At 75.0% G+C, this 20,362-nt stretch carries 22 protein-coding genes; 11 read left to right on the top strand and 11 right to left on the bottom strand.

Annotated elements, in window-relative coordinates; all coding sequences use genetic code 11:
- Positions 1 to 81: 81 nt before the first annotated feature.
- From IEY75_RS02785 to hutH, 8 genes are read left to right on the top strand one after another with little or no spacing between them, the layout of a single operon-like run.
- On the top strand, positions 82 to 612 hold the full coding sequence (locus IEY75_RS02785; protein ID WP_189112530.1) for a hypothetical protein: 531 nt from the start codon (positions 82 to 84) through the stop codon (positions 610 to 612).
- Positions 602 to 925: a type II toxin-antitoxin system PemK/MazF family toxin gene (locus IEY75_RS02780; protein ID WP_189112529.1), complete on the top strand. Its 324-nt coding sequence runs from the start codon at positions 602 to 604 to the stop codon at positions 923 to 925. The genes IEY75_RS02785 and IEY75_RS02780 overlap by 11 nt, the downstream gene beginning before the upstream one ends.
- A 46-nt stretch (positions 926 to 971) precedes the next feature.
- Complete coding sequence (locus tag IEY75_RS02775; protein WP_189112528.1) at positions 972 to 1,799, top strand: MurR/RpiR family transcriptional regulator; 828 nt, start codon at positions 972 to 974, stop codon at positions 1,797 to 1,799.
- 9 nt (positions 1,800 to 1,808) lie between these two features.
- Positions 1,809 to 3,455: a urocanate hydratase gene (gene hutU / locus IEY75_RS02770; protein WP_373290187.1), complete on the top strand. Its 1,647-nt coding sequence runs from the start codon at positions 1,809 to 1,811 to the stop codon at positions 3,453 to 3,455.
- The gene (locus tag IEY75_RS02765; protein ID WP_189112526.1) at positions 3,452 to 4,636 is read left to right on the top strand and encodes an allantoate amidohydrolase; all 1,185 of its coding nucleotides are present in this window, start codon (positions 3,452 to 3,454) and stop codon (positions 4,634 to 4,636) included. The genes hutU and IEY75_RS02765 overlap by 4 nt, the downstream gene beginning before the upstream one ends.
- 56 nt (positions 4,637 to 4,692) lie before the next feature.
- Complete coding sequence (locus IEY75_RS02760) at positions 4,693 to 5,985, top strand: formimidoylglutamate deiminase (RefSeq protein WP_189112623.1); 1,293 nt, start codon at positions 4,693 to 4,695, stop codon at positions 5,983 to 5,985.
- Positions 5,982 to 7,139 carry an imidazolonepropionase gene (hutI, locus tag IEY75_RS02755; protein ID WP_189112525.1) on the top strand — a complete coding sequence of 386 codons (1,158 nt, stop codon included), beginning with the start codon at positions 5,982 to 5,984 and terminating at the stop codon, positions 7,137 to 7,139. Before IEY75_RS02760 ends, hutI begins: the two co-directional genes overlap by 4 nt.
- A complete protein-coding gene (hutH, locus tag IEY75_RS02750; protein WP_189112524.1) occupies positions 7,136 to 8,665 on the top strand; it encodes a histidine ammonia-lyase in 1,530 nt (509 codons plus the stop codon). The genes hutI and hutH overlap by 4 nt, the downstream gene beginning before the upstream one ends.
- 209 nt (positions 8,666 to 8,874) lie before the next feature.
- On the opposite strand, the gene IEY75_RS02745 is transcribed toward hutH, so the two are convergent.
- From IEY75_RS02745 to clpS, 8 genes are all read right to left on the bottom strand, one after another.
- Entirely contained in the window at positions 8,875 to 9,336 is a 462-nt protein-coding gene (locus IEY75_RS02745) for a PIN domain-containing protein (RefSeq protein ID WP_189112523.1), read from the bottom strand.
- Positions 9,333 to 9,698: an AbrB/MazE/SpoVT family DNA-binding domain-containing protein gene (locus IEY75_RS02740; RefSeq protein WP_189112522.1), complete on the bottom strand. Its 366-nt coding sequence runs from the start codon at positions 9,696 to 9,698 to the stop codon at positions 9,333 to 9,335. The genes IEY75_RS02745 and IEY75_RS02740 overlap by 4 nt, the downstream gene beginning before the upstream one ends.
- Positions 9,699 to 9,909: 211 nt before the next feature.
- Complete coding sequence (locus IEY75_RS02735) at positions 9,910 to 10,506, bottom strand: non-canonical purine NTP pyrophosphatase (RefSeq protein WP_189112521.1); 597 nt, start codon at positions 10,504 to 10,506, stop codon at positions 9,910 to 9,912.
- Positions 10,503 to 11,264 (bottom strand): ribonuclease PH, encoded by a 762-nt coding sequence (gene rph, locus IEY75_RS02730; RefSeq protein ID WP_189112520.1) that lies wholly within the window; start codon positions 11,262 to 11,264, stop codon positions 10,503 to 10,505. The genes IEY75_RS02735 and rph overlap by 4 nt, the downstream gene beginning before the upstream one ends.
- A 126-nt stretch (positions 11,265 to 11,390) precedes the next feature.
- Positions 11,391 to 12,137, bottom strand: coding sequence for an MBL fold metallo-hydrolase (locus IEY75_RS02725; RefSeq protein WP_189112519.1), 747 nt, complete (start codon positions 12,135 to 12,137; stop codon positions 11,391 to 11,393).
- Entirely contained in the window at positions 12,134 to 12,949 is an 816-nt protein-coding gene (gene murI, locus IEY75_RS02720) for a glutamate racemase (protein WP_189112518.1), read from the bottom strand. Before murI ends, IEY75_RS02725 begins: the two co-directional genes overlap by 4 nt.
- A gap of 60 nt (positions 12,950 to 13,009) precedes the next feature.
- A complete protein-coding gene (locus tag IEY75_RS02715; RefSeq protein WP_189112517.1) occupies positions 13,010 to 13,525 on the bottom strand; it encodes a DUF2017 domain-containing protein in 516 nt (171 codons plus the stop codon).
- Positions 13,522 to 13,857 (bottom strand): ATP-dependent Clp protease adapter ClpS, encoded by a 336-nt coding sequence (gene clpS / locus IEY75_RS02710; RefSeq protein ID WP_189112516.1) that lies wholly within the window; start codon positions 13,855 to 13,857, stop codon positions 13,522 to 13,524. Before clpS ends, IEY75_RS02715 begins: the two co-directional genes overlap by 4 nt.
- Before the next feature lie 85 nt (positions 13,858 to 13,942).
- Here clpS and IEY75_RS02705 point away from each other — a divergent pair, with 85 nt between their 5' ends.
- The 3 genes from IEY75_RS02705 (at position 13,943) to IEY75_RS02695 (ending at position 16,456) form a co-directional block, all read left to right on the top strand.
- Positions 13,943 to 15,226: a nicotinate phosphoribosyltransferase gene (locus tag IEY75_RS02705; RefSeq protein ID WP_189112515.1), complete on the top strand. Its 1,284-nt coding sequence runs from the start codon at positions 13,943 to 13,945 to the stop codon at positions 15,224 to 15,226.
- Positions 15,227 to 15,258: 32 nt separating this feature from the next.
- A complete protein-coding gene (locus tag IEY75_RS02700) occupies positions 15,259 to 15,816 on the top strand; it encodes an isochorismatase family protein (protein WP_189112514.1) in 558 nt (185 codons plus the stop codon).
- 127 nt (positions 15,817 to 15,943) lie between these two features.
- Complete coding sequence (locus tag IEY75_RS02695; RefSeq protein WP_189112513.1) at positions 15,944 to 16,456, top strand: hypothetical protein; 513 nt, start codon at positions 15,944 to 15,946, stop codon at positions 16,454 to 16,456.
- Positions 16,457 to 16,493: 37 nt separating this feature from the next.
- On the opposite strand, the gene ctaD is transcribed toward IEY75_RS02695, so the two are convergent.
- From ctaD to IEY75_RS02680, 3 genes are all read right to left on the bottom strand, one after another.
- A complete protein-coding gene (gene ctaD / locus IEY75_RS02690) occupies positions 16,494 to 18,230 on the bottom strand; it encodes an aa3-type cytochrome oxidase subunit I (protein WP_373290194.1) in 1,737 nt (578 codons plus the stop codon).
- Between the two features lie 196 nt (positions 18,231 to 18,426).
- Positions 18,427 to 18,912, bottom strand: a complete 486-nt coding sequence (locus IEY75_RS02685) for a DUF4383 domain-containing protein (protein WP_189112512.1) — start codon at positions 18,910 to 18,912, stop codon at positions 18,427 to 18,429.
- 74 nt (positions 18,913 to 18,986) lie between these two features.
- Positions 18,987 to 20,348 (bottom strand): hypothetical protein, encoded by a 1,362-nt coding sequence (locus IEY75_RS02680; RefSeq protein WP_189112511.1) that lies wholly within the window; start codon positions 20,346 to 20,348, stop codon positions 18,987 to 18,989.
- Positions 20,349 to 20,362: the final 14 nt, after the last annotated feature.

Below are 20,362 nucleotides of genomic sequence, written 5' to 3'. Positions count from 1 at the left end.
CTTGGACAGACCCGTTGACTAAGATGAGTTTTCGCGGGTCTAATAGTGCTTAAAGCAAGGTCTTTGAAGGAAGGTGATCCGGTGCGGATTGTGCTGGAAGACGTATCCGACGAACTCGGCCGGGAGCTGTTCCAGATGCTCGCCGACCGCGGGGTGACCGCAGCGCAGGTGACCCACGAGTGGACACCGGGGCGGGCGGTGTCCCTGCTGCGCGATTTGCCGTACCGGGCGCGGTTGATCCTGCGGGAGGTCGTCGACCGCGGCGGTTCGTGCTCGGCGGCGGTACTGCGGGGCGAGGACGGCGGGACGCTGCGCGGACAGACCGGATCGATCACGAAGGCGATCACCCGGGGCGTGCGTGCCGGATGGCTGCCCGAGGGGATGCCGGCACCGGTCGTCGCACAGTACGACTCCGCCGCGACCTCGTACCAACGCACGTCCGGCTTCGTGATGGACGAGAGGCACCTGGATGCCTTCCGATCCGCCTTCGCCACGCTGGACGCCGACCCGGAACAACTGCGTGCCGACGCGAAGCAGTTGTCCGCCGACCCGGTCGACCGGGCCGAGGTCGAGGCGGTACAGCACGACATGGAGTCGCTGCGTGCGTGGTGACGTCCACCAGGTCAGACGCCCCCGCGACGCGGTCGGCCGGGAGCAGCGGGGCGAACGGTACGCCATCGTGGTGCAGGCCACGGCTCTGTCGGGCCTGTCGACCTGCATCGTGTGCCCGACCTCGGCCAGCGCGGCGGCCTCGGCACACCGGCCCCTGATCGACTGGGGTGACGGCGACACCCGGGTGTTGGCGGAGCAGGCGATGGCGGTCGACCGGTCCCGGCTCGGCGAACAGGTCGGACACCTTCCAGCCCACGGCCCGGAGATGATCGCTATCGACCGGGCGTTGAAGCTGGTGCTCGGCTTGCCCTGAACCGTCGTCGTTGTGTTCTGAAAGTTTTCATGCATAGAGTACCGGCGTGAATGAGGACGAGATCAACGTGCTGTGGCGGGGCGTGCGGCTCACGCCGGCCCAGCGGCGGATCGCGCACGTCCTCGCCGCCCGCCCGGCGGGCTCGGCCTTCCTGTCGGCCGCCGAACTCGCCGAGGCCGCGGGCGTCAGCCAGCCCTCGGTCACCCGGTTCGCGGTCGCGCTCGGCCTCGACGGCTACCCGGCGCTGCGGCGCCGCCTGCGCGACCTCGCCGCCGCGCCGCCGGCCGCCGCGGGCGACGAGCACCCCTGGCAGGCGGCCGTGCGCGCCGAGCGGGCGAACCTGGACCGGCTCGCCGACGCGCTCGCCGACCCCGGCGCCGTCGCCGCCGCCGCCGCGCTGCTGGCCGGGTCGTCGCCGCTACTGGTCCTCGGGCTGCGCACCGCGGCGCCGCTGGCCGCGTACGTCGGGCACTTCGGGCGCAAGGTACACCCGGACGTCCGGGTACTCGACCACGGCGGCAGCCAGCTCGCCGACGCCCTGGAGCAGGGCCGGGCGGCCGGGGCCGCGGCACTGCTCGCGGTGGTGCTGCCGCGGTACCCGCGCGAGGCCGTGGACGCCCTGGCGGTCGCGCGGGCGGCCGGCCTGCGGGTCGTCCTGGTCACCGACTCGCCGGTGGCGCCGGCCGCCGCCCACGCCGACCTCACGCTGGTCGCGCCCGTGGGTACGGATCTGGTGTTCGACCTGCACGCCGCGCCGCTGGCGTTGACGATGGTGCTGCTACAGGCCGTCTGCGACGCGGGGGGCACCGGGGCGCAGCGGCGGCTGGAAGCGTTCGACGCGTCGGCGGACCGACGCGGCATCTTCGTCGACTGAGGAGTGAGCATGACCGTCCGCGCCGCCCGCGGCACCACGCTGACCGCCCGCGCCTGGCCCCAGGAGGCGGCCGTGCGGATGCTCATGAACAACCTGGACCCGGACGTCGCCGAGCGCCCCGACGACCTGGTCGTCTACGGCGGCACCGGCCGGGCCGCCCGCGACTGGCCCTCGTACCACGCGATCGTCCGCGAGCTGACCGACCTGCGCGACGACGAGACCCTGCTGGTGCAGTCGGGGCGGCCCGTCGGCGTGATGCGGACCCACGAGTGGGCGCCGCGGGTGTTGATCGCCAACAGCAACCTGGTCGGCGACTGGGCGACCTGGCCGGAGTTCCGCCGGCTGGAGGCGCAGGGGCTGACGATGTACGGGCAGATGACCGCCGGCTCGTGGATCTACATCGGTACCCAGGGCATCCTGCAGGGCACGTACGAGACGTTCGCCGCGGTCGCCGCGAAGCGCTTCGGCGGCACCCTGGCCGGCACGCTCACCCTGACCGCCGGCTGCGGCGGGATGGGCGGCGCGCAGCCGCTGGCGGTCACGATGAACGACGGCGTGTGCCTGATCGTGGACGTCGACCCGGCCCGGCTGCGCCGCCGCGTCGACACCCGGTACCTGGACGAGGTCGCCGACTCCCTCGACGACGCCGTCGCCCGGGTGCTCGCCGCCCGGCGCGAGCGCCGCCCGCTGTCGGTCGGCGTGGCCGGCAACGCCGCGGCCGTGTTTCCGGAGCTGCTGCGGCGCGGGGTGCCGGTCGACATCGTCACCGACCAGACCAGCGCCCACGACCCGCTGTCCTACGTACCCGAGGGCGTGGACCCGGGCGACGCGGGCGACTACGCCGCGGCCAAGCCGGAGGAGTTCACCGACCGGGCGCGGGCCTCGATGGCGGCGCACGTCGCGGCGATGGTCGGGTTCCTGGACGGCGGCGCCGAGGTCTTCGACTACGGCAACTCCATCCGCGACGAGGCGCGGCTCGGCGGCTTCGACCGGGCGTTCGCGTTCCCCGGCTTCGTGCCCGCGTACATCCGGCCGCTGTTCTGCGCGGGGCGCGGCCCGTTCCGCTGGGCGGCGCTGTCGGGCGACCCGAAGGACATCGCCGCCACCGACCGGGCGATCCTGGACCTGTTCCCCGACAACGAGCCGCTGGCCCGCTGGATGCGGATGGCCGGCGAGCGGGTGGCGTTCCAGGGGCTGCCGGCGCGGATCTGCTGGCTCGGGTACGGCGAGCGGGACGTCGCCGGTGCGCGGTTCAACGACATGGTCGCCCGCGGCGAGCTGTCCGCCCCCGTGGTGATCGGCCGGGACCACCTGGACTGCGGCAGCGTCGCCTCGCCGTACCGGGAGACCGAGTCCATGGCCGACGGCTCGGACGCCATCGCCGACTGGCCGCTGCTCAACGCCCTGGTCAACACCGCCAGTGGCGCCTCGTGGGTGTCGCTGCACCACGGCGGCGGGGTGGGCATCGGCCGCTCCCTGCACGCCGGGCAGGTCTGCGTCGCCGACGGCACGCCGCTGGCGGGCCAGAAAATCGAGCGGGTGCTGACCAACGACCCGGGCATGGGCGTGATCCGGCACGTGGACGCCGGGTACCCCGAGGCCGAGCGGGTCGCCGCCGACCGGGGCGTGCGCGTGCCGATGCGGGACCAGCGGTGACGGCGTTCCGCGCGCTCTGGGACGAGTTGGCGACGCTGGGCCGGGACCGGGGCACGGGCGGCTACCTGCGGTACGCGTACTCGCCGGCCGAGCGGGCGTGCCGGGACTGGTTCGCCGCCCAGGCCGCGGCGCGGGACCTGCCGGTGGAGGCCGACGGCAACGGCAACCTGTTCGCCTGGTGGGGCGACCCGGCCGCCGGGGACGCCGTCCTGACCGGCAGCCACTTCGACTCCGTACCCCACGGCGGCGCGTACGACGGGCCGCTGGGGATCGTCAGCGCCTTCCTCGCCGTGGACGCCCTGCGCGCGCGCGGGCACCGGCCCGCGCGGCCGGTCGCGGTCGCGGCGTTCGTGGAGGAGGAGGGGGCGCGGTTCGGGGTGCCCTGCCTGGGTTCGCGGCTGCTCACCGGCGCGGTCGACGCCGACGCGGCCGGCGCCCTGCGCGACGCCGACGGGGTGAGCTTCGCGCAGGCGCACGGCGGCGCGCCGGCGGGCGCGCGGCCCGACCTGCTGGCCCGCTTCGGCACGGCCGTCGAGCTGCACGTCGAGCAGGGCCGGGGCCTGGCCGAGGTGGGCGCCGCCGTGGGCGTGGGCACGGCGATCTGGCCGCACGGCCGGTGGCGGGTCACGCTGACCGGGGAGCCCAACCACGCCGGCACGACCGCGATGGCCGACCGGCGCGACCCGATGCTGACCGCCGCGTTCCTGGTGCTGGCCGCCAACAAGCAGGCCCGGCTGCGCGCGGCCCGCGCCACGGTCGGCCGGGTCCAGGTCCGCCCGAACGCCACCAACGCCATCCCCGAGCGGGTCACCGCCTGGCTGGACGCCCGCGCCGCCGACACCGCCACGCTGACCGCCCTGGTGGAGGGCCTGACGGCGCAGGTCGCCGAGCGGGCGGTCCGCGACGGTACCGAGGTCGGGTGGGCGGCCGAGTCGGTCACCGCCGAGGTCGGCTTCGACCCGGCGCTGGCCGCCCGGCTGGCCGCGCTGCTGGACGGGGCGCCGCTGCTGCCCACCGCCGCCGGCCACGACGCCGGGGTGCTGTCCGCGCACCTGCCGACCGCCATGCTGTTCGTCCGCAACCACACCGGGGTGTCGCACTCGCCGGCCGAGCACGCCGACGACGCCGACTGCGTCGCCGGCGTGGACGCGCTGGCCAGCGTCCTGGCGGGGCTGACGTGAGCGGCACTGACGCGAGCGGGGCTGACGGGGGCGGCGCCCGGTCGCGCGGTACCGAGATCGGGGCGACCGCGTACGTCGCGCCGTACGCGCACCTGCCGGGCGGGCTCGCCCGCGACGTGCTCGTCGAGGTGGCGGCGGGCCGGATCACCGCCGTCACCCCCGGCGCGACGCCGCCCCCGGGGGCCGTCCGGCTGGACGGGGTCGTCCTGCCCGGGCTGGCCAACGCGCACTCGCACGCCTTCCACCGGGCGCTGCGCGGCCGCACCGCCCACGTCGGCGGCGACTTCTGGTCCTGGCGCACCGCGATGTACGCCGTCGCCGCCGACCTGGACCCCGACCGCTACCTGCGGCTGGCCACCGCCGTCTACGCCGAGATGGCGCTGGCCGGCATCACCTGCGTCGGCGAGTTCCACTACCTGCACGACGACCCCGACGGCCGCCCGTACGGCGCGCCGGGCGCCATGGGCGACGCGCTGGTCGAGGCCGCCCGGCGGGTCGGCATCCGCATCACGCTGCTCGACACCCTCTACCTGACGGCCGGCGTGGACGGCGCCCCGCTGACCGGGGTCCAGCGCCGCTTCCGCGGCGGCGGGCTGGACGGGTGGCGGCAGCGGGCCGCCGCGCCGGCCCCCGCGCACGCGCGCCGGGCGGCGGCCGTGCACTCGGTGCGGGCGGTACCGGCGGCGCTGCTGCCCGAGGTCGCCGCCGCGGTACCGGGCGGCCCGCTGCACGTACACCTGTCCGAGCAGCCGGCCGAGAACGAGGCGTGCCTGGCCGCGCACGGCCGCACCCCCGCCGCGCTGCTGGACGCGCACGGGCTCCTCGGACCCGACACCACCGCCGTCCACGCCACGCACCTCACCCCGGCCGACGTCGCGCTGCTCGGCGCTAGCCGCACCGGCGTGTGCCTGTGCCCCACCACCGAGCGGGAACTCGCCGACGGCATCGGCCCCGGCCGGGCGCTCGCCGACGCCGGGGCGACCCTCAGCCTCGGCTCCGACTCGCACACGGTCCTCGACCTGTTCGCCGAGGCCCGCGGCGTCGAGGAGCACGAGCGGCTCGCCACCGGGCGGCGCGGCCACTTCGACCCGGCCGCGCTGCTCGCGGCCGCCACCGCGGGCCACGCCGCGTGCGGCTGGCCCGACGCGGGCGCGATCGCCGCCGGCCGGCGCGCCGACCTGGTGGCCGTCCGCCTCGACTCCCCCCGCACGGCCGGGGTCGACCCGGCCGCGATCCTGGCCGCGGCCACCGCCGCCGACGTCACCGCGACCGTCTGCGACGGCCGCCTGCTGGACCGGGCCGGCCTGTCCGCCGCCCTCGCCGCGCAGTGGACCGGGGGTACCGCGTGAGCCTGCTCATCGACAACTGCGGCGAACTGGTCACCTGCGACCCGCGGCGCGGCGACGGCCCGCTGGGCCTGCGGACCGACGCGGCGGTCGTCGTGGCGGACACCGAGATCGTCTGGGTCGGGCACAGCGGGGACGCCCCGGCCGCCGACCGGTACCTCGACGCGGGCGGCGGCGCCGTCCTGCCCGGGTTCGTCGACAGCCACGCGCACCTCGTGTTCGCCGGAGACCGGGCGGCCGAGTTCGCGGCGCGGATGGCCGGGCAGCGGTACACCGGCGGGGGCATCCGCACGACCGTCGAGGCGACCCGCGCCGCCGACGACGACGCCCTGCGCGCGCACACCGCCCGCCTGGTCGGCGAGGCGCTGCGCCAGGGCACGACGACCATTGAGATCAAGAGCGGGTACGGCCTGACCGTCGCCGACGAGCGCCGGTCCCTGCGCGTGGCGGCCGGCTTCACCGACGAGGTGACGTTCCTCGGCGCCCACGTGGTGCCGGCCGGCGCCGACGCCGACGCGTACACCGCGCTGGTCTGCGGCGAGATGATGGACGCCGCCCGCGCGTACGCCGCCTGGGTCGACGTGTTCTGCGACCGCGGCGCGTTCGACGCCGACCAGTCCCGCGCCGTACTCACCGCCGGCCGCGCCGCCGGGCTCGGGCTGCGGGTGCACGCCAACCAGCTCGGGCCGGGACCGGGCGTCCAGCTCGCCGTCGACCTCGGCGCCGCCAGCGCCGACCACTGCACGCACCTGTCCGACGCCGACGTGGACGCGCTGGCCGGCTCCGCCACGGTGGCCACGCTGCTGCCCGGGGCCGAGTTCTCCACCCGGTCGCCGTACCCCGACGGGCGCCGGCTGTGGGACGCGGGCGTCACCGTCGCGCTGGCCACCGACTGCAACCCCGGCTCGTCGTTCACCTCGTCCATGCCGTTCTGCGTGGCGCTCGCCGTCCGCGAGATGGGCCTGACCCCCGCGGAGGCGGTCTGGTCCGCCACGGCCGGCGGGGCGCGGGCGCTGCGCCGCGACGACGTCGGCGTGATCCGCCCCGGCGCGCGCGCCGACCTGGTCGTCCTGGACGCCCCGTCCCACCTGCACCTGGCCTACCGGCCGGGGGTACCCCTGATCCGCGACGTCATCCGAGCCGGAGAACCGACATGAGCACCGTCACCGTCACCGCCCGCGGGGTCACCCCCGACGACGTCCGCGCCGTGGCCCGCGGCACCGCCCGCGTCGTCGTCGACGACGACGCCCGCGACGCCATGGCCACCAGCCGCGCGATCGTGGACCGGATCGAGGCGGACGGCCGCCCGGTGTACGGCGTCTCCACCGGCTTCGGCGCGCTCGCCAACACCCAGATCGCCCCCGAGCGACGCTCGGAGCTGCAGCACGCGCTGATCCGCTCGCACGCCGCCGGGGTGGGCGCGCCGATGCCGCGGGAGGTCGTCCGGGCGATGCTGCTGCTGCGGGTCCGCTCGCTGGCGCTGGGCCGCTCGGGCGTCCGGCCGGAGGTCGCGCAGTCCCTCGTGGACCTGCTCAACGCCGACATCACGCCGTGGGTGCCGGAGCACGGCTCGCTGGGCGCCTCCGGCGACCTGGCGCCGCTGGCGCACTGCGCGCTGGTGCTGATGGGCGAGGGCTGGGTGCGCTCGCCGTCGGGGTCGCGGACGGACGGCGGGCAGGCGCTGGCCGCCGCCGGCCTCAAGCCGCTGGCGCTGGCCGCGAAGGAGGGCCTGGCGCTGATCAACGGTACCGACGGCATGCTCGGGATGCTGCTGCTCGCCCTGCACGACGCGGCGCACCTGTTCACCATGGCCGACGTCACCACCGCGCTGGCCATCGAGGCGATGCTCGGCTCGGACCGCCCGTTCCAGCCGGAGCTGCACGCCATCCGGCCCCACCCGGGGCAGGCGCTCGCGGCGGCGAACGTCCACCGGCTGCTCCAGGGCTCGGCCGTGATGGACTCCCACCGCGACGACGCGCTGCATGCCGTCCAGGACGCGTACTCGATGCGGTGCGCCGCGCAGGTGGCCGGCGCGGCCCGCGACACGCGCGACTTCGCCGCCCAGATCGCGGAGCGGGAGCTGCGCGCGGTCGTGGACAACCCGGTGGTGCTGCCCGACGGGCGGGTCGAGTCGACCGGCAACTTCCACGGCGCGCCGCTGGGCTTCGCCGCCGACTTCCTCGCCATCGCCGCCGCCGAGGTGGGCGCGATCGCCGAGCGGCGGGTCGACCGGCTCCTGGACGTCACCCGCTCCCGCGGCCTGCCGCCGTTCCTGTCCCCCGACGCGGGCGTCAACTCCGGGCTGATGATCGCCCAGTACACCGCCGCGGGCATCGTCGCCGAGAACCGCCGCCTCGCCTCGCCCGCCTCGGTGGACTCGCTGCCGACCTCCGGGATGCAGGAGGACCACGTCTCGATGGGCTGGGCGGCCGCCGTGAAGCTGCGCCGGGTCCTGGACAACCTGACCAGCATCCTGGCCGTGGAGCTGCTGGCCGGGGTGCGCGGGCTCCAGTTGCGCGCGCCGCTGGTCCCCTCACCGGCCGGGCAGGCGGCGATCGCCGCGGTGGGCGGCACGCCGGGGCCGGACGTGTACCTGGCCCCGGCGATGGAGCACGCCCGCGCGGTCGTCACCTCCCCGGAGCTGCGTACCCAGATCGAGAACGCCGTCGGCCCCCTCTCCTGAGACCGCCGACCCGGTTCACTCCCCGTCCGAGCGCCCGCGTTGCATGGCGGGGACTGCGAACTCACCCGTTGGTGCGACAGACAGAAGCTGACGACGTTTCGCCTTCCCGCCACAGCAGGCTGTGTTCGAGGACGCCTGGCCACTGGCGACCGATCACCACGACTACCGGCCCCGACTCTGAACTGACGGAGAGTCGCCCTGACGGTCGGTCAGGGCACCTTGTACGGGCTGATCAGCCGGAACTTCATCGTCGGGAAGCGGCCCCACACGTCGTCGAAGGTGACCGCCGGGGCCTGCAGCCGGTCGGCGACCGCGAGTACCAGGCCGTCGCCCAGCGATAGCGTGTGCGGCTGGCCGCCGGACTCGGCCGGCACCGGGTTGCGGCGCGACTCGGCGATCCGGTCACCGGCCCACTGGGCGTCGGCAGTGGTGATGTCGGCCAGCCGCAGGTAGGAACTCATCAGGGCGGCGATGCGGTCCGGGCCGGCGGTGTTGCCGGCCTCGGCCGCCTTGTAGATCACCTCGGTGAGCGCGGCCGTGGGGAGCACCCGGTCGATCCGGTCGCTGCGCAGCAGCTTGTCAACCTTCTGCCAGCGGCCGCACTCCTGCAGCAGCCAGGACAGCACGGCCGAGCTGTCGAACACCATCGGGATCGGAGCGGAGGTGTTCACGCGCCGAACAACTCGTCCAGCACGGCGTCGTCGGTGTCGACGCCTTCCCACGCCCGTGCGCCGCCGCCGCGGCGCTCCTGGGCGACGTCGCCGCGGCGCATCTCCCGGACCTCGGCGGCGGTGTCGATGGCGTCGCCGCCGGTGTTGGCCGCCCACACCTCCTCGGTGAGTGCCCGCCGGGTGGTTACCCGCACGCCGCTGCTGTCGGAGACCCAGAGCAGCCGGTCGTCGTCGGCCAGTCCGAGGGTGCGGCGCACCGAGGCCGGGATCTGCACCCGCCCGCCGGTCACCTTGCTCTCCACCGTCGCCACCCCGGCGGCGTTGACATCCATACTCGCGGTCTCCCATTCCTCGCCGGACACCGACCATCCCAGCCGACCCAGGTGGCGTATGGCAACAGTAGCCGAACCGCGCCATGATCGAAACAGATACGGCGAGAATCTGGATTCTTGCCGTGAATTTTTGAACTCGCCGAGGCCTTCTCGGGTACGCCGCAGCCTTGTCGTGACCTTGTTACCGACAAACGTCCAGAGCTGTCGCCGACCGCTGGGAGGCAGGCGGCCTCGGAGCGGGTCAGGGAAGGGTGGACAGGTGGGTGGCCAGGGCGCGGAAGGCGATGCCGCGGTGGCTGATCGCGTCCTTGGCCGCCGGGTCCAGCTCCGCGTTCGTCGCCGTCTGCCCGTCCGCGACGAAGATCGGGTCGTACCCGAAACCACCGGTGCCGCGGCGGGCCGGCAGCAGCCTGCCGCGCAGCTCGCCGTGCCACACCCGCTCCGCGCCCGAGGGCAGCACGCAGGCCGCCGCGCAGACGAACGCCGCCCCGCGGTGCGGGTCGGCCACGTCGCCGAGCTGGGCGAGCAGCAGGTCCAGGTTCGCGTCGTCGGCGCCGTGCCGGCCGCTCCACCGGGCGGAGAAGATCCCCGGCGACCCGCCGAGCACGTCGACCGCCAGGCCCGAGTCGTCGGCCACCGTCGGCAGGCCCGTGTGCCGGACCCCTTCGCGCGCCTTGAGCAGCGCGTTGTCGGCGAACGTCAGCCCGGTCTCGGGCAGTTCGTCGTACGCCGGCACGTCGTCGAGCCCCAGCAGCGTCACCGCCGGGGCGGCCCCGGCCAGGACCCGCCGCAGCTCCACGAGCTTCTTGGCGTTGCGGCTGGCGAGCAGGACCTTCACGACGCCGCCGGCAGCGGCAGCGCCATGGCCGCGGACTGGGCGGCGGTGAGGTCGGCGCAGCCGCCGACGGCCAGGTCGAGCATGGCGTCCAGGTCCCGGCGGCCGAACACGGCGGCCTCGCCGGTGCCCTGTACCTCGACGAAGTCACCGACGCCGGTGCAGACGACGTTCATGTCCACGTGCGCGGTGGCGTCCTCCAGGTAGCACAGGTCCAGCCGCGGCTCGCCGTCGATGACGCCGACACTGACCGCCGCCACCGACCGCGGCAGCGCCGCGGCCACGTCGCCGGCCAGCGCCCTGCGGGCCGCCAGCACCGCCACGGCGTCGTGCAGCGCGACGTACGCGCCGGTGATCGCCGCGGTCCGGGTGCCGCCGTCGGCCTGGAGTACGTCGCAGTCCAGCACCACGGTGTTCTCGCCCAGGGCCTTGAAGTCGACGCAGGCGCGCAGGCTGCGGCCGATCAGCCGGGAGATCTCCTGGGTCCGGCCGCCCACCTTGCCGCGCACGCTCTCGCGGTCCGACCGGGTCGTGGTCGCCCGCGGCAGCATCGCGTACTCGGCGGTCACCCAGCCCAGCCCGGTGCCCTTGCGCCAGCGCGGCACGCCCTCGGTGACGCTCGCGGTACACAGCACCCGGGTCGCGCCGAACTCGACCAGCACCGACCCCTCGGGGTGCACGCTCCACCCCCGCTGCAGCCGCACAGGACGCAATTGGTCGGGACGGCGCGCGTCGGGGCGCGCGGACACAGCAGACGTCATGCGCCGACCCTACGCCAGCCGCCCGGTCCGCCCGGAATCCTGCTCCTTCGCCCGGCCCGGCATCGCACACCGTGCCCGTCGCCGACCCGGTGCCGGCACCCCAGACGTCGAACTTGGACGACGAACTCAGACGGCGAACTGGGCGCCCGGCCGGGCCACGGTGATCTCGCCCGCGAAGGCCGTCCGGGCGGCGGCGTGGGTCTCCGACTCGCTGCCCCACGCGTCCACCAGGTGGGTGAGGACGAGGTGGGCCGCACCGGCGTCCGCGGCGATCCGACCCGCCTCGCCGCCGGTCAGGTGCAGGCCCGGCGGGTTGTCCCGGCCGTCGAGGTAGCTGGCCTCGCACAGGAACAGGTCGGCGTCGGCCGCCAGCCGGACGACCGCGTCGCAGACGGCGGTGTCGGCCGAGTACGCGAACACCCGCCCCGCGTGCTCCAGCCGCACCCCGTACGTCTCCACCGGGTGCTCCATCCGCTCCACCGTCGCGGCGAACGGGCCCAGCGGGAACGTGCCCGGCTTGAGGTCGTGGAACTCGTACACGTCGTCGACCCCGCCCTCCTCCGGCCCGTACGCCGCGGCGATCCGCTGCTCGGTGCCGGCCGGCCCGTACAGCGGCACCCGCGGATGCCGCCCCGCCGGGTCGTACCGCCGCACTACCACGTACGCGCAGGCGTCCAGCATGTGGTCGCCGTGCAGGTGGCTGAGCAGGATCGCGTCGATCCGGTGCATCCCGCCGTACCGCTGCAGCGCCGACAGCGCGCCGCTGCCGAAGTCCACGAGCAGCCGGAAGCCGTCGGCCTCGACCACGTACGCGGAGCAGGCGGACTCGGGTCCGGGGAAGCTGCCCGCGCACCCGAGCACGGTCATCCTCATCGGTCGGCCTCCGCGAGCGCGGCGACCGGCGTGTCCGCCAGGAACTCCGCGCCGAGGAAGCGGCGGGCCAGCCGGCGGAAGGTCGCGGCGTCGCCGGTGGTCAGCAGCTCGTGGGCCGCGGGCGGGGCGTCGACCGGCCGCAGCAGGTCGTGCCCGGTGAGGACCCGGTACAGCTCGCGGGCGGTCTCGTCGGCGCTGGACACGAGCGTCACCTCGTCGCCCATCACCAGGCCGAGGAGGCCGGCCAGCAGCGGGTAGTGGGTGCAGCCGAGGATGAGCGTGTCGACCTGCGCCCGCTGCAGCGGTTCGAGGTAGGCGCTGGCCAGCCCGAGCAGGGCCCGCCCCGAGGTGACGCCCCGCTCGACGAAGTCCACGAACTGGGGGCAGGCGGCGCTGCTCACCGTGACGTGCGGCGCCGCGGCGAAGGCGTCGACGTAGACGCCGCTGCCGATCGTCGCGGTGGTGCCGACCACCCCGACGCGCCCGTTGCGGGTGGCGCTGGCGGCCCGCCGGACGGCCGGCCGGATCACCTCGACGACGGGCACGTCGTACCGCTCGCGCACGTCGTGCAGGCACGCCGCCAGGGCACTGTTGCAGGCGATGACCAGGGCTTTCACGTCGCGGGCGACGAGTTGGTCGAGGGCGGCAAGGGCGTACCGGCGCACGTCGGCCAGGGGCTTGGGACCGTACGGCACGTGCGCGGTGTCGCCCAGGTAGACGACCCGTTCGTGCGGCAACTGGTCCACGACGGCGCGCGCCACCGTCAGCCCCCCGACCCCGGAGTCGAAGATCCCGATTGGCGCGTCCGTCACGGTGCGCAGCCTACGCCGCACCGGGCCGATGACCTACAGACGCCTCGGGGCGCCGCGCGACTAGCCGGCGAGGGCCTCCAGCAGGCTCTCCTGGAGGAACCCGAGGTAGGCGTAGACCGAGAGCTGGAAGGCCAGCGGCGAGGTCGGCGACTCCCGGGCGGCCGCGTCGATCTCGGCCGCGAGGTCGGTGTCGGCGCCGATCCCGAGCCGGACGGCGAGCGCCAGCCGCAGGTCGGTGAGGCCGCGCAGCCAGGCGTCGGCGGCGTCGGGGTCCAGCCGCAGTTCCCGGTGCTCGGCACCGCTGAGGCCGGCCAGCACCTCCCCGGCGTGGGCGAGTTTGGCCGCCTTCAGCTCGCCCTCGGTGTACCGGCGGTAGTCGGCGGCGTCGTCGGGCCGGTCGGGGTAGGCGTCGGGGAACAGCCGGCGCACCACCGGGTCGCTGTGGTCGGGGCGGCCGCTGAGCAGTTCGACCAGCTCGCTGGTCACCCGGCGCAGGACCCGCACCTCGTCGACGGCGAACACCGCGACGCACTCGTCGCCGTCGCGCCGGAAGACGGTGACCGCCTCGCCGCTCACGGCCTGTCCACCGTGGCCCACAGGCCGTAGGAGTGCAGGCGCGAGGCGTCGTACTCCATCCGCTCCCGGACGCCATGCGACACCACGGCGCGGCCCTGCTCGTGGACGTCGAGCATCAGCTCCTCGGCGCGCTCGCGGCTGTAGCCGAACAGCTTCTGGAACACCCATGTGACGTAGGTCATCAGGTTGACGGGGTCGTCCCACACGATGGTCTGCCAGCCGGCGTCCAGGCTCGTCCCGGCCGCGCTCCGGGGCAGCGGCGCGACCTGGGGCGCGGCCGGCGCCTCGGGCGCGGCGGCCCCGGGGGCTGACACAGACAGCGGCGACGCCATGCCCCCATGGTGCCACGACCCGCGCGCGGCGGCAGCGCCGGCCGGGCCGCGTCCGGGCCGGATCGGCACTATCGTGACTCCGGTGATGTGGAGCACCCCGGGGCTGCTGACCGACCACTACGAGCTGACGATGGTCCGCGCCGCCCGCGCCGACGGCACCGCCGACCGGCGGTGCGTCTTCGAGGTGTTCGCGCGGCGGCTGCCGCCCGGCCGGCGGTACGGCGTCGTGGCGGGCATGGCCCGCCTCGTGGAGCTGCTGCGGGACTTCCGCTTCGCCCCCGAGGTGGTGTCCCACCTGCGGGAACGCGGCGTGGTGGATGACGACACGGCGGCCTGGCTGAAGGCGTACCGGTTCCGCGGCGACATCGACGGCTACGCCGAGGGTGAGCTGTTCTTCCCCGGATCGCCCATCCTGACCGTCTCCGGCACGTTCGCCGAGTGCGTGCTGCTGGAGACGCTGGTCCTGTCCGTGCTCAACCACGACTGCGCGGTCGCCGCCGCGGCCGCCCGGATGGTGACGGCGGCGCGCGGCCGGGGGCTGATCGAGATGGGGTCCCGGCGCACCCACGAGGAGGCCGCCGTGGCGGCGGCCCGCGCGGCGTACCTGGCGGGCTTCACCTACACCTCGAACCTGGCGGCCGGCGCCCGGTACGGCATCCCCACGGCGGGCACGGCCGCGCACGCGTACACGCTGCTGCACGACGACGAGCCGACCGCGTTCGCCGGCCAGGTGGCGACGCTGGGCGCGGACACCACCCTGCTGGTCGACACCTACGACATCAGCCAGGGCATCCGGCACGCGATCGCCGCCGCCGGCCCGAGCCTGCGGGCGATCCGCATCGACTCCGGCGACCTGTCGGTGCTGGCCCACCAGTCCCGGGAGCTGCTGGACTCCCTCGGCGCTACCGAGACCAAGATCATCGTCTCGGGCGACCTGGACGAGAACGCCATCGCCGCTCTGGCCGCCGAGCCCGTCGACCTGTACGGCGCGGGCACCTCCGTCGTCACCGGCTCCGGGGCGCCGACGGCCGGGCTGGTCTACAAGCTGGTCGAGGTCGAGGGGCGGCCGGTCGTCAAACGGTCGGAGAACAAGGCCACCATCGGCGGGCGCAAGACCGCGGTCCGCCGCCACAAGCCCACCGGCACCGCCACCGAGGAGATCGTCTTCTCCCGCGGCGTCCCCGACCACTCCCCGCACGACCGCCTCCTCCAGCACAGCTACGTGGCCGGCGGCGAGGCGGTGCCCCGGCCCGCCCTCGCGGAGGCGCGGGCCCACCTGCGGCAGTGCCTGATCTCCATCCCGTGGGAGGGCCTCAAGCTCTCGGCCGGCGACCCGGCCGTCCCCGTGACCGTCGTCCCCAGCCCCTGACCAGCATCTCCGGCCCCGGCAGAGGAGGCGCCGTGCGCGCGCTCGTGATCGTCGACGTACAGCGGGACTTCTGCGAGGGCGGCTCGCTGGCCGTGGCCGGCGGCGCGGCGCTCGCCGGCCGGCTCACCGCGCTGCTGGCGGCGGGCGACCGGTGGGACCACGTGGTCGCCACCCAGGACCACCACATCGACCCCGGCGCCCACTTCAGCGACACCCCCGACTACGTCGACTCGTGGCCGCGGCACTGCGTCGCGGGCACCCCGGGCGTCGACCTGCACCCGGCGCTGGACACCGCGCGGATCGAGGCGTACTTCCGCAAGGGCGCCTACGCCGCGGCCTACTCCGGGTTCGAGGGGGACGCCGACGGCGTCGACCTGGCCACCTGGCTGCGCGACCGGGGCGTGGACGCGGTCGACGTCGTCGGCATCGCCACCGACCACTGCGTCCGGGCCACGGCCTGCGACGCGGTCCGCGCCGGCTTCGCCACGACCGTCCTGGGCGACTACACCGCGGGCGTCGCGCCGGCCAGCACCGAGGCCGCCCTGGCGACGATGCGCGCGGCCGGCGTCACCCTCGCCCGCGGCGCCTGACCAGCGCCGACACGGCGGACAGCGGCCGCGGCGCGCGGCGCGTCCGGGTGGGTCCGGCGCGGCACGGCCGCCGCGGCGACGCCCCGGCTCGTAGGGTGCGGGGGCACACCGAGCCGGGGAGCCCTTCGTGACCGCACGCCATTCCGCCCTCATCGCGGCGCTCGCCGCCGGCACCCTGGCCGCGGCCGGCTGGGGGGTCGCCCGGCCGGGCCCGGACGCCGAGGGCGGGGGCGGGAGCAGCTTCCTCGGCCGCGGCGGCATCGCGGGCCTGGTCCGCGGCGAGAACCCGGTCGCGGCCCTGTTCGGCGGGCCGGAGCCCACGGCCACCCCCACGCCCGGGCCGGCGCCCGGGGCGCCGCCGCCCGGCCAGGCCGCGCCCGCCGCGCCCGCGCCGCCCGGAGGCGGGCCCGCCCCGGCTGCTCCGGCCGCGCCCGGCCAGCCCGCCGCGCCGGAGCCGACGCCCTCCCCCACCACCCCGGCCTGCGCGGACGCGGCCGGCTGCGGGGTACCGCCGCCGGCGGGGGCCCCGGTCGGCGAGCCGACGGCGCCGCCGACGCCGGCCGCGCCGGAGCCCGGCCCCGAGCAGCCGTCCCCGACGCCGGAGCCGGAGACGCCGCCGGGCGGGTCCGAGAACCCCTGAGGGCTCCCGGACCCGCCCGGACAGGCGCGTGCGGCGGCTACTTGCCGGTGATCCTGAAGTCGCCCCCGGCGGTCTCCGACTCGCCCGGCGTGACCTCCTCGTCGACGTCGGCCGAGCGCTCCACGGCGTACGGGGCCAGCTCGGGGAACTTCTCGTCGAACGCCGGGCGCTCGGAGCGGATTCGCGGCATCCGGTCGAAGTTGCGCAGCGGCGGGGGGCACGAGGTCGCCCACTCCAGCGAGTTGCCGTAGCCCCAGGGGTCGTTGACCGTGACGACCTCGCCGGTCCTGTACGACTTCCACACGTTGTACAGGAAGGGCAGCGTCGACAGGCCCAGGACGAACGCGCCGATCGTCGACACCGTGTTGAGCGTGGTGAAGCCGTCGGAGGCCAGGTAGTCGTAGTACCGCCGCGGCATCCCCTGGGTGCCGAGCCAGTGCTGCACGAGGAACGTGGTGTGGAAGCCGACCATCGTCAGCCAGAAGTGCACCTTGCCCAGCCGCTCGTCGAGCATCCGGCCGGTCATCTTCGGGAACCAGAAGTAGATGCCGGCGTACACGGCGAACACGATGGTGCCGAACAGTACGTAGTGGAAGTGCGCCACGACGAAGTACGAGTCGGAGACGTGGAAGTCGATGGGGGGGCTGGCCAGCAGCACCCCGGACAGGCCGCCGAACAGGAACGTGACGAGGAAGCCGAGCGAGAACAGCATCGGGGTCTCGAAGGTCAACTGGCCGCGCCACATGGTGCCGATCCAGTTGAAGAACTTCACGCCCGTCGGTACCGCGATCATGAAGCTCAGGAAGCTGAAGAACGGCAGCAGCACCTGGCCGGTGGCGAACATGTGGTGCGCCCACACGCTCATCGACAGGCCGGCGATGCCGATCGTCGCGCCGACCAGCATCGTGTACCCGAAGATCGGCTTGCGGCTGAACACCGGGAAGATCTCCGACACGATGCCGAAGAACGGCAGCGCGACGACGTACACCTCGGGGTGGCCGAAGAACCAGAACAGGTGCTGCCAGAGCATGGGCCCGCCGTGCGCCACGTCGTACACGTGCGCGCCGAGGTTCCGGTCCGCGAGGAGCGCGAACAGCGCCGCGGCCAGCAGCGGGAAGACCAGGATCACGAGCAGGCTGGTGACGAGGATGTTCCAGGTGAACACCGGCATCCGGAACATCGTCATGCCGGGGGCGCGCAGCGTCAGGATCGTGGTGATCATGTTGACGGCGCCGAGGATGGTGCCCAGGCCGGAGACCGCCAGCCCGACTACCCACAGGCTCGCGCCGACACCCGGCGAGTGCTGCACGCTGGACAGTGGCGTGTAGGCGAACCAGCCGAAGTCCGCCATGCCGCCGGGGGTCACCGCGCCGCCGAGGGTGAGCAGTCCGCCGAACAGGTACAGCCAGTAGGCGAAGGAGTTCAGCCGCGGGAACGCCACGTCGGGCGCGCCGATCTGGATCGGCGTGATGTAGTTCGCGAAGGCGAAGACGATCGGCGTCGCGAAGAACAGCAGCATGATCGTGCCGTGCATCGTGAAGAGCTGGTTGAACTGCTCCGGGGACAGGAACTGCCCGCCCGGCCGCGCCAGCTCCGCCCGCATGAACAGGGCCATGACCCCGCCGACCAGGAAGAAGCCGAAAGCGGTGATCATGTACATGATCCCGATCTGCTTCGCGTCGGTGGTGCGCAGGATGCGGGCGAACGCCGAACCCTTGACCGTCTCGCGCACCGGCCACGGCCGGGCCACGATCGGCCTCGGTTCGAAGCTCATGACGTCAGGTTTGCCCATCATGGCGTCGTCGGTGGTCACGCGGCCTCCGTCTGGTCGTTGTCCCGCCTGCGTCCCCACGACCGCGTCGCCGCGTCCGCAGTGGTACACCCGTGGGTGTGCGAGGTGTACCTGACGACGCAGGATAGCCCGCCAGGGGTCCCCCGGCGGCACGGGGTGGGAACCAGGGCGCGTCGTCTCACCCCGGCTCCGCCCGGTTCCGCGCGGGCGCCGCGGCGGGTCGCCGCGCGAGCGCCGCATACGGCCGCTCCGCGGTTCGGCCCACCCCCACCATGCCCAGTCCGAGGCCCAGGTGGAGCAGATCCGCGGGAACATTCGACGGCAGGACGTTGGCCGCTGCCCCATCGGGCACCACCAGCCCCCACACCCCGGCCAGGACCGCCAGCCCGCCGGCCCCGAGCAGGAAGTACCGCGGCGCGTACCGCTCCCGGCCGGCCATCAGCCCGACCAGTCCCACGAGCAGGTGCAGCACGTTGTGCAGGACCGAGACGGGGAACAGCCCGAACAGCATCGCCGCCGAGTCCGGGCCGGTGAGCGTCATCCGGTCCAGGTTCTCGGTCGCCCCGGGCACGAAGCCGGCCACCCCCAGGGCGAGCAGCAGCGCGGCCGCGCCGACGGTGGTACGCCGGACGGCCGGCCGGGCGCCGTGCGGCGCGTCGCGCATGTCCTACCTCACCCGGGATCGGAAGACCCTCACCGGATGCCCCGGTACCGGCGGGACAAACGCCCCAGACGGCGCTATCCGGTGACCACCAGCGAACCGACGTCGTTGATCGAGTCCAGGTCCTGGTGCAGCACCAGGTCGGGGTCGTCGGTGACCAGCACCGCCCGGCCCCCGCCGTCGCCCACCAGCGCGTCCACCCGGACCGTGAAGACGATCTCCTCGATGTCCCCGGCCGCCAGCACCGGCTCGGCGCTGTAACAGCGGTACGCGCCGGTGTCGCGCGTCTCGCAGAACGCCTCGGGCTCCTCCACCAGCGTCACGCCGGCCGGCAGCGTCACGTCGACGGCCGCGACCGCCGCGTCGTCGGTCAGCGTCTCCAGGTCCGCCGGACCGTGGTTGGCCAGCGTCACCGTCAGGTCGACCGTGCGCCCCACCCGGCCGGGCACGGCCGAGCCCACGACCGCCACGTCGGCGCCGTGCCGGCCGGTGACCGTCACGTGCGTCCGGGACACGTGGGCCGGGGCGCCCGCGTCGCCCGCGCGGGTCCGCGGCGCCGGGCCGGTCACCTCCGCCAGGACCAGTTCGGGGCCGGTGCCGGGGGCGGCGCCCACCGCCGGGGACTGCTCGTCGGCCGCCTCGGCGGCCGTCAGCCAGGTGACCCGGCTCAACTGCCGCCCGGGCGCGTGCGCGGCGCCGTCCACCCACATCGGCACCACCGCCCGGTAGCTGCGGCCCGGCGCCAGGACCCTGTCGAAGGAGCAGCTCAGCAGGTACCCGTCCTCGTCGTACCGGCAGTTGCGGAAGCTGGTCTCCGCCGAGTCGACGTTGTAGCTGCCGTCGAACTCGGCCACCAGCCCGGCGATCGGCTTGCGCCCGTTGTTGCGCACCACGAGCGTGCGGCTGAACCCGCTGTCCGGTGCCGCCGCGACCTCCTCGTCGACCCCGACGGCGAGCGCGAGGTGTTCGGTGAGCCGGACCTTCGCCGCCGTGGTCACGCTGCCGATGCCCCGGTCGGTCAGCGTCGCCGCGACCGCGGCCGTACCGCCGACCGGCGCGCCGGCCGGCGCCGTCACGGCCACGGCGGGCAGGACGTCGCGGTCGCCGTACAGGTCCCAGTCCGCGGGCAGCACGCACACCAGCCGGCCCGGGCCGGGGGTGCAGGACTTCCACCCGCCGTCGACCGCGGCCAGCCGCAGCGCCGCGGCGGCGCGGCGGAACTCGAACGTCACCACGGCCTGCGCGAGGGTCACGAACCTGCCGCGGGTGTCCACGCCGAGGGTCAGCGTCTTCGCGGGGCCGCCGACCGCGACGGTCGTGCCGGCGAGGTGGAGGGCGACCTCCGCCTGGGTCGGCGCGGCCGAGGCGGTCATCGGGCCGACCACCGCGGCGGTCACGGCCAGCGTGACCAGGGCGTGTCCGAGCGACCGCGTCCGCATCGGTACTTCCTTCC

Source organism: Pilimelia terevasa (genome assembly GCF_014647915.1).
Taxonomy (GTDB): domain Bacteria; phylum Actinomycetota; class Actinomycetes; order Mycobacteriales; family Micromonosporaceae; genus Pilimelia; species Pilimelia terevasa.
This window is presented reverse-complemented; position numbering and strand designations above follow the sequence as displayed.

Excerpts from the sequence above, each read along its gene's own strand:
- hutU (WP_373290187.1), top strand. The coding sequence starts at position 1,809 with ATGACCGTCCGCGCCGCCCGCGGCACCACGCTGACCGCCCGCGCCTGG.
- hutH (WP_189112524.1), top strand. The coding sequence starts at position 7,136 with ATGAGCACCGTCACCGTCACCGCCCGCGGGGTCACCCCCGACGACGTC.
- rph (WP_189112520.1), bottom strand. The coding sequence starts at position 11,264 with ATGACGTCTGCTGTGTCCGCGCGCCCCGACGCGCGCCGTCCCGACCAA.
- IEY75_RS02725 (WP_189112519.1), bottom strand. The coding sequence starts at position 12,137 with ATGAGGATGACCGTGCTCGGGTGCGCGGGCAGCTTCCCCGGACCCGAG.
- clpS (WP_189112516.1), bottom strand. The coding sequence starts at position 13,857 with ATGGCGTCGCCGCTGTCTGTGTCAGCCCCCGGGGCCGCCGCGCCCGAG.
- IEY75_RS02705 (WP_189112515.1), top strand. The coding sequence starts at position 13,943 with ATGTGGAGCACCCCGGGGCTGCTGACCGACCACTACGAGCTGACGATG.
- ctaD (WP_373290194.1), bottom strand. The coding sequence starts at position 18,230 with ATGAGCTTCGAACCGAGGCCGATCGTGGCCCGGCCGTGGCCGGTGCGC.
- IEY75_RS02685 (WP_189112512.1), bottom strand. The coding sequence starts at position 18,912 with ATGCGCGACGCGCCGCACGGCGCCCGGCCGGCCGTCCGGCGTACCACC.
- IEY75_RS02680 (WP_189112511.1), bottom strand. The coding sequence starts at position 20,348 with ATGCGGACGCGGTCGCTCGGACACGCCCTGGTCACGCTGGCCGTGACC.